This window comes from Flavobacterium sp. IB48, from assembly GCF_016405855.1.
Taxonomy (GTDB): Bacteria; Bacteroidota; Bacteroidia; order Flavobacteriales; family Flavobacteriaceae; genus Flavobacterium; species Flavobacterium ginsengisoli.
The window spans coordinates 106816-118842 of record NZ_JAEFCA010000003.1 but is presented as its reverse complement, the minus strand read 5'-3'; the positions used below and the strand labels follow the sequence as shown (position 1 = coordinate 118842).

Genomic DNA, 12027 nt, shown 5'->3' with positions numbered 1-12027 from the left:
ACCACATTTGCACTGTTTTTCCAAGAGTAGTTTACCGTTCCAATCGCGTTTGTCACGGTTCCAGCTGTTACAGAACCAGTGCTTTTTCCAAAACAAGAAGCATCAGTTTTAGAAGATGCGCCTAAAGCTAAAGCCGCCGCAGGCTGACCTATTGTAACAGAATTGGATTGTGAAGAGCAGGTGTCTGTAACGGTCACCGTATAAGTTCCCGCCGGAAGATTTGAAACAGTTGCAGTAGTTCCTACCACCACATTTACACTATTTTTCCAAGAGTAGGTTACAGTTCCAATCGCGTTTGTCACAGTTCCTGCCGTTACGCTTCCAGTGCTGGCACCAAAGCAAGAGGCATCTGTTTTAGAAGAAGCTGCCAAAGCGAGAGCTGCTAAAGGTTGTGTAATTACAACACCATTAACATTTGCAGAACAACCATTTGCATCAACAACTTTAATGTCATAAGTTCCTGCTGTTAAATTTTGTAAAGTATTTGGAGTCGTACCGCCGTTTATGTAATACGTATATGGAGCGGTTCCGTTGGTAGCTTTTATCTGAATAGTACCATCATTGCCTCCAAAACATTTTACATTAGATTTTGTATCTAATGCAACCGTGTAAAATGGAGGTAAAACAATAGTTGATGTTACAAAATCTCGATTGGCATACCACCAAGTATTTATCGTATTTAAATTACCATATTGTGGAGAACCATTATTGTTAGAATTAAAACCATTCCATCTGTGGCAATTACTAGGAGGAGTACTGTTAGGTGTACAACCTGTTAGGTTTACTTTGGCATCAAAAGTACCGCCAGTATAAGTAATGGCGCTGTCATCCCAGTAAAACTTTAAAACGTATCCTGATGGAGCTGCTGGTCTTACAGTTGTGCATGAAAAACCATATTGATTTTCTTCTACATCATATATTGGGAAATGGAATGCAGCCTGCCCAAATGTAACGACAATAGGTATATTTGTTCCTTGTGCGATCGTGTTTCCTAAACCATCTTTTCCGTTCCAAGGAACACTTACGGCATAAGGAGGAGCGCCTGATGCAGTAACAGTTTGAGTTGTCAAGACATCTTTGGTTCCTGGAGTATAAATTCCGTCTCCGCCATTAAAATCAAGAAGTATTTCAATTGTTCCGCTTTTAAAAACGCTTATATTGATATTGCTTTCTCCAATACCACAATTGGTGATTCCGTTAATGACTATGTTGCCGTTGTAAGTTCCGTTTTTCCAGACATTAATATCAGGATCGTTTAAGAAAACCTCATACTTCGGACTCATTTTTGTGGCATCAGAAGCATTGTAAACGCTTTTTTGATCATTTGCAGCATTTCCTGAATTTCCCGGACCTGTATTGTTAAAAGCAACATTGAAATACCATGGTCTAAAACCTGCACCATTGAAATTGATTTTATTAACAAAACCATTTTGAGTAGTAGCTCCAGTTGTAGAGCCATTGTCGGGAGCAAAAACATAGAAAGCTCCTGTAAAATCGGTGGTAACATTGTTCATGGCAAAAGCCCAACGTTTTGAATAAAGACGACCTGGAATTGAATTTTTAGTACTGTTGTTAGCTACAGTTATATCATAATAATTATAATAAAGTTCAGAGTAGTTTGAACTGTTGCTTTCAAATTCAATCCAATAATCACCAGCAGGCATACCTGTTGGATCAAATACAATAGGAACATAACCAGCAGTAGTAACTCCATCGACTCCATTCGGACCATTTTGGGCTCTTGAAAGGCGTTGAGCTTCAGTACCTGTTATGTTTGCTGTAAGACTGGTCAAATTATAACTAGCAAAAGCAACCGTACCGTCAGGTTTCATAATTCTGAACTTAGAATCTATTTCGTTGCTGTTATCTGGTGCAGTTCTTCTGGCTCTAGTAAAACCTAAGTACACCTTTTCGCTATTTGGATTTTGAATTCTAATGTAAAGCCTTTGTTCATTGGTTGAACCATATCGAGCAAAATTTCCGTATTCATCATTATTTATGCAAAGAGAAGCTCTATGATTAACATCTGGAGTTGTTTGTTTAGAACCTTCGCCAGCATAAATATTGATGCATAAAGTGCTCAATACAAGGCTTAAAAGAATTTGTAAATTGATCTTAAATGTAAAGTTTTTCATATTAAATATTTTTAATATTGCTGTAATTAGAACTACGAGTAAAACGAATGACTACTACATTTGGTAGTTTAAAGCATAAAGTGTTTTAGAAGCTGCGATCTTTTTAAAATCTAAGATGAAGTCGTTAAACCCAACCCCTTTTGTTTTTTTTGGAGGGACATAGGTGTAAACAATAGTTTGGCTTATGCTTTGAGGACAAGTAGAAGATGTTGCAATGATTTTAGTCCCGTTCCATTGATCAAGCTGACTAAGATCTCTTGGATTAAGCTTTATGTAAAATTCTTTGCTTTCTCCTGGAGCAAGAGTAATGGTTTTGTTTTCCAGTCTATTAGTGAATAAAACATTGCTTTTTGAAGAGCTTCCATCTGGATTTTCATTGAAGTCTGAAAAATTATCCGCAGATAATTGATAAGTATCTGTTGCGTTTCCAGTATTTTTAATTTGAAGCACAAAGGAAGTTTCTGCACCTGTAAATTTTTGCTCATTTGATCCATCAATAGTGATTTCCGAACCACACGAACCAGACTGTGCAAATAAAACCGTTGTAATCAAGCAGAGTAGCAGCGTAAAAAAGTTCTTTTGAAAGATGTTTTTTCTTTGCGAAAAAATAATCTTACAATTGCTTACAAATTTCACCGCTTTTTCAAGAGTAGATTTAGTTTTCATAACTTAAGATTTTATTTTAAAGTATTTATGAAATTTTAACAGAATCAAAGTTATATTAGAGTTTTTCTAATATTATTTTTTTATCTGTAACTAACCAAAAAACTCGTTGAAGTGTTACTTTTTTCGAAAAAAATGACCCAAAAACACTTTTTTTTAACTCAAAAAAGTAGAATTTTTTCGTACATTTTTTTGCTCTTTTGATGAAAATAGGTTTGTTTTTAATGTTGTAAATAATTAATAATCAAGTATTTAGTTAAAATTTTAAAAAAATGTATAATATCGACTAAATACTAATTTCTTAGATGAATTACATAAAAAATAAAAATTTACGTTTCTATTTTATGTTAATGTTAATGTATTGAGAATAATGTATTCTTGTTAAAATTTAATAAGAATGTTAACAGAAATAAAAAAAAGAAAAGGTTTAAAATATCTTTTGTAAATTAGAACTTAATTAAAAAAATATCCTGTAAAACAGGTTTTTAAATTATGCAGCTTATGAAAAATCTCATATTAATTCGTCATGCCAAATCTAGCTGGGAAGCACCACTAAAAGATTTTGATCGTCCTTTAATGAAAAGAGGAATTTTAGACGCGCACGACGTTTCATTAAATATTTCAGAGTATCTTCCTAAAACGTATATTATTTGGAGTAGCACTGCTGCGAGGGCTTCAGAAACAGCATTGATTTTTGCCCAAAATATTTCATACCCTATAGAAAGCATTGTTTACAAAGACGAGTTATATACTTTTGACGATAAACAACTCGAAAAAGTTATTAAATCGTGTGATAATAGTTTTGAAAGCGTTATTCTTTTCGGACATAACGAGGCTATTACAAATTTTGTTAATAAATTTGGGGATGTTTTTATAGAAAATGTTCCAACTTCAGGCTTTGTGTCATTACAATTTGATGCAGAAAGCTGGGACACTATCCATAAGGGCAAAACACATAAAACTATTTTCCCCAAAGATTTAAAATAATAACAGTGTACGAACAGAAATATATCGATAGAGAAAAAAGCTGGTTAGCGTTTAATGCAAGAGTACTTCAAGAAGCTGCAGATAGTACAGTGCCACTTTTAGACAGACTGCGTTTTGTTGGAATTTTTTCAAACAATTTAGACGAATTTTTTAGAGTTCGATATGCAGCCATTCGGCGATTAAGCCTCTCGGGTATTTCTGGCGAAAAATATTTAGGAGGTATTTCTGCCCACCAATTAATTAAAGATATTACCGAAATTGTAATTCAGCAGCAATCTGAAAGTTTGCGTATACTTAGTAATATTGAAGCCGAACTCGAATCTGAGAATATTTTTATTATAAACGAAACGCAAATTACGCCAAAACAAGAGTGTTTCTTAAAAGACTTTTATACTCAAAAATTAAGTCCAGAACTGGTAACGATTATCTTAAATGATTTAGCAGTTTTTCCAATTTTAAAAGATACGTTAGGTTATTTGGCAGTTCGTTTAGAATTAGCTAATGACGAGGTTCGTTATGCCTTAATCGAAATTCCAAAAAATATTAACAGATTTGTCGTTCTTCCGTCTGAAGACGAAAAACAATATGTTATTTTAATTGATGATGTCATTCGTTTCAAGCTGAAAAACATCTTTAATATATTCGATTATAAGAGTGTTTCTGCTCACATGATTAAAATTACACGTGACGCACAATTGGACATTGACAGTGATTTGAGTAAAAGTATGCTTGAAAAAATCGCTACATCTGTAAAAGACCGTCGTATAGGAGAACCTGTTCGTTTTATTTACGATAATTTAATTGAAGATGATACGCTGCAATTTTTCTTAGATAAAATGAAAATTGTAGAAACAGATAGTATAATTCCTGGAGGAAGATATCATAATCGCCGCGATTATATGAGTTTTCCAAATTTAGGACGTTACGATTTATTGTATAAGCCAAATGAGCCTATGCCGGTTCCTGGTTTAAGCTTAGAAGGCAGTATTTTAGAAAAAATCAGCAAAAAAGACTATTTAGTTCACGCGCCCTATCAATCTTTTTCTTATTTAACCAAATTTTTGCGAGAAGCGGCTTTAGACCCTAAAGTAACAAGTATCAAAATAACTTTATATCGTTTAGCTAAAAACTCGCAAGTAATTAGCTCTTTAATAAATGCTGCTAAAAATGGTAAAAGAGTAGTGGTACAAATCGAACTTCAAGCCCGTTTTGATGAAGCTTCAAATATTTCGTATGCAGAACAAATGCAAATGGAAGGAATTGAACTTATTTTTGGAATGAAAGGTCTTAAAGTACATAGTAAAATATGTGTAATAGAAAGATTGGAAGAAGGTAAAAATCGTCGTTATGGATTTATTTCTACAGGAAACTTCAACGAGTCGACTGCTAAAATCTATACAGACGTAACGCTTTTAACCTGTCATCAGGGAATTTTAAAAGACACTTCAAAAATATTTGAGTTTTTTGATATCAATTACAGAGTACATCGATATAAGCATTTAATCGTATCGCCTCATTATACAAGAACCAAATTTATAAAACTGATTGATCGCGAAATTCTTCATGCGCTTGCAGGCAGAAAAACGCACATAAAATTAAAAATGAATAGTTTATCTGATTTTAAAATGATTGATAAATTATACGAAGCAAGCAATGCAGGAGTAAAAATTCAGCTTCAAGTAAGAGGAATTTGCTCTTTAATTCCTGGAATTCCTGGAATGAGCGAAAATATTGAAGCAATAAGTATCGTAGATAATTACTTAGAACATTCGAGAGTATATATTTTTGGAAATGCCGGTTTAACCGAAGTTTATATTTCATCTGCCGATTTTATGACTAGAAACCTAGATGCAAGGGTAGAAGTAACATGTCCGATTTATGATATTGAAATTAAAAAAGAACTAATCGATAACTTCAATATTGGTTGGAAAGGAAATGTAAAAGTAAGGTATCATTCTTATAAATTAGATAATAAATATAAGCCAAAAAATCATCATGCCCCATTTAGAGCACAGTTTGAGACCTATAAGTATTATCAAAATAAAGTAGCAATACTAGATGAGGTTCCTCAAAAAGTAAATTAATAATAAATACCAATTTTCAAATCATAAAGTGAGCATGATTAACATTAGGAAGTTTGCAGCGATAGACATCGGTTCGAATGCCATGAGGCTTTTGATCGCTAACGTTGTGGAGCAAGAAGGAAAAGAACCGCAGTTTAATAAAAGTTCCCTTGTTCGTGTGCCAATTCGTTTAGGGCAAGATGCCTTTACGGTTGGAGAAATTTCACAAGAAAATATAGATCGAATGGTTGATGCCATGAAAGCATTTAATCTTTTGATGAAAGTACATAAAGTAGAGCGTTATATGGCATTTGCAACTTCTGCAATGCGTGAAGCATATAATGCAAAAGAAGTCGTGGCTTTGATTAAGAAAAAAGCAGACATAAAGATTGAAATTATTGACGGTAAAAAAGAAGCGGCAATTATTGCTTCAACAGATTTGCATCATTTAATTAAATCTGACGAAACGTATCTTTTTGTTGATGTTGGAGGTGGAAGTACTGAGTTTACTTTGTTCTCTGACGGAAAAATGATTACTTCAAGATCGTTTAAAGCAGGAACAGTACGTTTGTTGAATAATATGGTGCATGATGTTGTTTGGGATGAAATCGAAAAATGGATTAAAACCAACACGGCAGATTATGATGAAGTAACATTGATAGGTTCTGGAGGAAACATCAATAAGTTGTTTAAAATGTCTGGCAAACAACAGGAAAAACCACTTTCGTACATTTATGTTAACTCACAGTATGCTTTCTTAAATTCGTTGACATACGAACAAAGAATTGCTGAATTGGGGCTAAACTCTGATCGTGCCGACGTAATTATCCACGCAACTCGTATTTACCTGAATGCAATGAAATGGAGCGGCGCACGCCAGATTTATGTTCCTAAAATCGGACTTTCTGATGGTATCGTAAAAGCAATGTATTACGGTAAAATTTAATATTTATATTTTTTTAAATGAACAAAGGTAGACTAGAAGCTTTTAGTGATGGTGTTTTGGCAATCATTATAACCATTATGATTTTGGAAATCAAAGCGCCAGAAGGACATCAGTTTGAAGATTTAAAACCGCTTATTCCTAAATTTTTAAGTTATATTTTAAGTTTTATCTATGTTGGAATATACTGGAATAATCACCATTATTTATTGCATGGATTGTCAAAAGTAAACGGAAAAGTGTTGTGGAGTAATCTGCACTTTCTGTTCTGGCTTTCACTAATTCCTGTTTCTACCGCTTGGATGGGAGAACATAATTTTGAGAAAGCAGCAATGTCGCTTTATGGTGCCATTCTATTTTTGTCTGCAATTTCATATGTAATATTGCAGTACACGATTATGTGTAGTGAAGGTGATGATTCTGCTTTGAGAAAAGTGCTTAAAAAAGATTTTAAAGGTAAAATTTCTTTGGTTTTATATGTAATTGGAATTGTTGCCGCATTTTATAATCAATGGATTTCTGGCGCTGCATATTTTATTGTGGCAATGTTGTGGCTTATTCCAGACAAAAGAATCGAGAGAGTTTTTGCTTCTAACGAATAATTTATGAAATCTGTTTTTCAGTCCATTCAGAATTTTTCTGCTGATGAATTAAGTCATTTAGATGATTTGATTACATTTCGAACATTGAAAAAAGGAGATCTTTTATTGACTGAAAATCAGATTTGCAACGAAATAGTTTTTATCGAAAAAGGAATTCTCCGTTCCTTTTTTGTTAATCATAAAGGTGACGAAATCACCAATTGTTTTGCTTTTGAAAATGAATTCATGGCGTCTTTTGCGAGTTTCATAACAGAAGAAAAAGCAGAAGAAAATATTCAGGCTTTAACCGATACAAAGCTTCAAGTCTTAAATAGAAAAGCTCTTGAAAAACTATATAAATTAGGGTTCAATTGGCAGGAAACAGGACGGAAATTGACCGAAATAGAATTTGTAAATCTGAATAAAAGAATGATTTCCTTTCAAAAGTTGTCAGGCGCAGAACGTTACAGAGAATTGTATCAGAATCATCAAAAATACATTCAGTTAATTCCATTGCAATATTTGGCTTCTTACTTAGGAATTACACCAAGACATTTAAGCCGAATTAGAAAAGCGGTTTTATAGGACATTTGTCTAGCAAAAGAAAATGGACGAATAGTATTTTTGGAAAAATATTTATATGAAAAAAATACTGGTTATAAACGGACATCCAAATGCTGAAAGCTTTAATTTCGGAATTGCTGAAGCGTATAAAAATGGAGCGATCACTTCTGGCGCTCAAGTAGAAATTATAACGATTGCCAATTTAAACTTCAATCCCAATCTTCAGTTTGGTTACCAAAAACGAACGGATTTAGAACCTGATTTATTAGAATCGTGGGAGAAAATAAAAAAAGCCGATCATTTGGTTTGGATTCATCCTGTTTGGTGGGGTGGACTTCCAGCGATAACAAAAGGTTTTATTGATCGATTATTTTTACCAGGAATGGCTTTTCAATACCATGAAAATTCTGTTTGGTGGGATAAATTACTGAAGGGAAAAACAGCTCATATCATTACAACTCTAGATCAGCCAAGTTGGTATTATAGATTGGTTTACGGTAGACCAAGCGTTAACCAGTTAAAGAAATCGACTTTGGAATTTTGCGGAATAAAACCTGTGAAAGTAAGTTATGTTGGAATTGTAAAAGGTTCTAATCAAGAGCAAAGAAAAAAATGGCTTACAAAAGTTTACACTTTCGGACTCAAGAACAAATAAAATTTTGTTCCAAATTATCAGAATAAATTACCTCCTTAAATTAAAGATTTATATCCAATCCAAATGTAGTACGCAAAAGTTCTATATTTGGATTGATTTCTAAGAAACGATTGTATCGATCTTGATCGTTAAGAGCTCTTACTGCTTTAATCTCTTCGTTTACAATTACTTCAATTGTAATATCATGATTATGTAAGTGACCTTTTAAATGTCCTAATAAACCATTCATCTGCCCCTCAAAATCCAATTTAGAACCTTCATTTGGCAGTTCATAAGAAATTGTTGTGCCATTCAGAACAGGATCGCTAATCAATAGAATCGATTCCATAATCTTAAGGCCTTTTTGTCCTAAACGTTCTGCATATTTGTTCCAGTGTAGGCGCATATCGGTTTCGTTAAATTCTTCAGTTAAATAAGCAGTGGTAGGTTTAACATACGTCTTGCCGCTGGCTTCCATTTCTTTTTTCTTGCGGATACTAGCAAGAGAAAAAGCAGAAACCTTAGGAGCACCGTTTGGTTCTGTTGTTGGAGCTTCTGGAGTCTGAACTTTTGGAGTTTCTGCAACTTGTTGTGGTTGAGAAACAGAAGTTTGGTTTTCTGTTACAGCTGGAGAAGTTTGATTCTCAGTTGCTACAGAACTTTCTATTTTGGACTTTGGACTTTGGACTTCAACAATAGAATAGCCTCCGTTTTTAAAGTAAACGGGTGGAATTATGAATTGCTCAACTTTTTTTTTTCTCCATCAAAGTTGATAGAGGCTAATTGCATCAAGCATAATTCAACTAAAAGTCGTTGATTCTGGCTTAATTTGTATTTTAAATCGCAGTCGTTTGCAATGTCAATTCCTTTTAATAAAAACTCCTGAGAACATTTTTGAGATTGAACTGCATACATTTGCTGTGCTTGTTCTCCAACTTCTAATAAAGCAATAGTTGAGGGCGTTTTGCTTACTAGCAAATCTCTAAAATGAGAAGCTAAACCAGCAATAAAATGATGTCCGTCAAAACCTTTAGCAAGAATGTCATTGTAAGCTAATAAAAGCTTTGGAATTTCATTTTCTAAAAGTAAATCAGTAATAGAAATATAAGTCTCGTAATCTAAAACGTTTAAGTTTTCAGTAACGGCTTGACGTGTTAAATTTGTTCCACAGTATGAAACTACACGGTCAAAAATAGACAAAGCATCACGCATCGCACCATCTGCTTTTTGAGCAATGATGTGTAAAGCATCGTCTTCAAAAACGATTCCTTGACTTTCAGCAACATCTGCTAAATGTTCTTTAGCATCTTTTACTGTAATTCTTTTGAAATCAAAAATTTGGCAACGGGATAAAATCGTTGGAAGGATTTTATGTTTTTCTGTTGTTGCCAAAATAAAAATAGCATGTTTTGGCGGTTCTTCTAACGTTTTAAGAAAAGCGTTAAAAGCGGCCGAAGACAACATATGAACCTCGTCAATAATATATACTTTGTATTGTCCTGTTTGTGGCGGTATTCTAACCTGATCGATAAGGTTACGAATATCATCTACAGAGTTGTTTGAAGCAGCATCTAGTTCAAAAACGTTAAATGCAAAATCTTCGGTAGGATCATCATATCCAGGCTGGTTTATTTTTCGAGCCAAAATACGAGCACATGTAGTTTTACCAACTCCACGTGGTCCTGTAAATAAAAGAGCAGAAGCTAAGTGATTGGTTTCAATGGCATTCAACAAAGTGTTGGTAATGGCCTTTTGTCCCACAACATCCTTAAAGGTCTGCGGGCGATATTTACGTGCCGATACTACAAATTGTTCCATGTTCTCTTTTATTGGATAGCAAATATATGACTTTTGTTTCGTTGTTTAAAACCGATTTTAGTTATTTGGCGAAATTCTTTTTCTTCAAAATAATAAAGATCAAACTTGCTAATAATACGATGTTGACAATCAAAGAAATGATGATATATCTGCCATAAGATTCAAGTTTTGTCGCTGTTTTTTCTTTATCAGAAATTTCTTTTTGTGTTTTTTTGAATAATTTTTAGAAGTTGATAAAAATTAAATTGCTGGAAAATTTACAAATATCATAACAGTATCATATAACTCGTTGATATTTAATTTGTTTAATTTTAATTAGTTAATTATTAAAACGTATCATTATGAAAATTAGATCAATTTTATTAGGAATGAGTTTCACTGTTTTTTTGGTGTCTTGTAAACCCAGTGATGCCGATATTGAAAAAGCAATCAGTGAAAAATTAAATGATCCAGATATTCAAGTTGTAGTGCATGAAGGAGTGGCTACGATTACAGGTGTTTGTGATGATGAAATGTTCAAAAAAAATATTGGAAAAAGTGTAAAAGCAACCAAAGGTGTTAAATCTGTAGTTAATACTTGTGAAATAGAACAAGCCAATCAGGAACCTGCTGCAGCTACTGTTGTAATTAATTCAGATACTGATTTAGACAAATCGGTTAGTAAAGTTGTAGACGCTTACGATGGTGTCAGTGCAACTGTTGTTGGCGGTATTGTTACACTTTCGGGTGAAATTAAAAGAGACAAATTGCAGCCTTTAATGCAAAGTATTCAGGAATTGCATCCTAAGAAAGTTGACAATAAATTAATCATTAAATAAGGTTGTTATGAGTTTACAAGATAAATATAAAGAGGTCACAGATTTGGCATCCGAATTAGGAATCGAAAATTTGCAGGTAAGAGAGCAGGATAATGTGCTTTATATTGACGGAAAAGCAAAATCTGCAGCAGATAAGGAAAAGCTTTGGAATGCTTATAATACTATTGATCCTGATTTTAGATCGGCCGATTTGGTTATGAATATCGAGGTTGAAGAAGGCGTTTCAAGAGAATATACAGTTGAAGCGGGAGATTCTCTTTCGAAGATTGGAAAAGCATACGGAGTTTCTTGGCAGGATATTTTTGAAGCGAATAAAGATATTATTTCGAATCCGGATTTAATTAAGCCAGGATGGAAATTGAAAATACCGACAATTTAATTTTTTATTGCAAAGAAACATAAGCTCTTATTATATGCCATTCCTAGAAAGGTTTAAATTCCGTTTCTAGGAATGACATAGATTATTTAATATTTTTTTGTTCTCATTTTTTTTTACTTGATTTTCTAACGTCCTCTAATACTTAAATCAAATAAAAACTTCGCTGTTTCCTGATCTGAATCGGCTGAAAAACCAGCGACATAAACTCCCTTTTTCCCCGAAGTCGATTTAATTCCGTATACAACTGCTTCATCCGCTGGGTCTGACTCACCCTCGTATCGATACACATGAACAATTTCAAATTTCTCAGGATTTTTTTTAATCGCATCTGAATTTCGATTAAAATCGCACGTAAATCCTTTCTCATTCAATTGATCTAAAGCCTTTGAAACAGTTGCGTAATGATACATTCTTTTCATGATAAACTGAATTTAAATTATAG

Annotated in this window: 13 protein-coding genes; 8 read left to right on the top strand and 5 right to left on the bottom strand. The window is 33.4% G+C overall.

All coding sequences use genetic code 11. The features are described 5' to 3' along the window. A partial coding sequence (locus JC605_RS11215; protein WP_198856274.1) for a SprB repeat-containing protein occupies positions 1-2135 on the bottom strand: 2135 nt, incomplete at its 3' end. Positions 2136-2189: 54 nt separating this feature from the next. Then, positions 2190-2801 (bottom strand): Fn3-like domain-containing protein, encoded by a 612-nt coding sequence (locus JC605_RS11210; protein WP_198856273.1) that lies wholly within the window; start codon positions 2799-2801, stop codon positions 2190-2192. Between the two features lie 498 nt (positions 2802-3299). Between JC605_RS11210 and JC605_RS11205 the strand changes: the two genes are divergently transcribed. Genes JC605_RS11205 through JC605_RS11180 form a run of 6 tightly spaced genes read left to right on the top strand, consistent with a single transcriptional unit; the run spans position 3300 to position 8591 of the window. Beyond that, positions 3300-3785, top strand: a complete 486-nt coding sequence (locus JC605_RS11205) for a histidine phosphatase family protein (RefSeq protein WP_198856272.1) — start codon at positions 3300-3302, stop codon at positions 3783-3785. A gap of 5 nt (positions 3786-3790) precedes the next feature. Continuing rightward, entirely contained in the window at positions 3791-5869 is a 2079-nt protein-coding gene (ppk1, locus tag JC605_RS11200; RefSeq protein ID WP_198856271.1) for a polyphosphate kinase 1, read from the top strand. Positions 5870-5903: 34 nt separating this feature from the next. Beyond that, entirely contained in the window at positions 5904-6794 is an 891-nt protein-coding gene (locus JC605_RS11195) for a Ppx/GppA phosphatase family protein (RefSeq protein ID WP_125723695.1), read from the top strand. A 17-nt stretch (positions 6795-6811) separates the two neighbouring features. Beyond that, positions 6812-7393, top strand: coding sequence for a TMEM175 family protein (locus tag JC605_RS11190; protein ID WP_198856270.1), 582 nt, complete (start codon positions 6812-6814; stop codon positions 7391-7393). 3 nt (positions 7394-7396) lie between these two features. Beyond that, positions 7397-7957, top strand: coding sequence for a Crp/Fnr family transcriptional regulator (locus JC605_RS11185; RefSeq protein ID WP_198856269.1), 561 nt, complete (start codon positions 7397-7399; stop codon positions 7955-7957). A 55-nt stretch (positions 7958-8012) separates the two neighbouring features. After that, entirely contained in the window at positions 8013-8591 is a 579-nt protein-coding gene (locus JC605_RS11180) for an NAD(P)H-dependent oxidoreductase (RefSeq protein ID WP_198856268.1), read from the top strand. Positions 8592-8631: 40 nt separating this feature from the next. Here the strand turns inward: JC605_RS11180 and JC605_RS11175 are convergent, their stop codons facing one another. Both JC605_RS11175 and dnaX read right to left on the bottom strand, forming a co-directional pair. Beyond that, positions 8632-9048 carry a DNA polymerase III subunit gamma/tau gene (locus JC605_RS11175; RefSeq protein ID WP_198856267.1) on the bottom strand — a complete coding sequence of 139 codons (417 nt, stop codon included), beginning with the start codon at positions 9046-9048 and terminating at the stop codon, positions 8632-8634. Positions 9049-9302: 254 nt separating this feature from the next. Beyond that, positions 9303-10388, bottom strand: a complete 1086-nt coding sequence (dnaX, locus tag JC605_RS11170; protein ID WP_066034110.1) for a DNA polymerase III subunit gamma/tau — start codon at positions 10386-10388, stop codon at positions 9303-9305. Positions 10389-10729: 341 nt separating this feature from the next. Here dnaX and JC605_RS11165 point away from each other — a divergent pair, with 341 nt between their 5' ends. Beyond that, positions 10730-11206 (top strand): BON domain-containing protein, encoded by a 477-nt coding sequence (locus JC605_RS11165; protein ID WP_198856266.1) that lies wholly within the window; start codon positions 10730-10732, stop codon positions 11204-11206. 7 nt (positions 11207-11213) lie between these two features. Beyond that, complete coding sequence (locus tag JC605_RS11160; protein ID WP_198856265.1) at positions 11214-11585, top strand: LysM peptidoglycan-binding domain-containing protein; 372 nt, start codon at positions 11214-11216, stop codon at positions 11583-11585. Between the two features lie 125 nt (positions 11586-11710). On the opposite strand, the gene JC605_RS11155 is transcribed toward JC605_RS11160, so the two are convergent. Further along, positions 11711-12004, bottom strand: coding sequence for a hypothetical protein (locus tag JC605_RS11155; protein ID WP_198856264.1), 294 nt, complete (start codon positions 12002-12004; stop codon positions 11711-11713). Between the last annotated feature and the right edge of the window lie 23 nt (positions 12005-12027).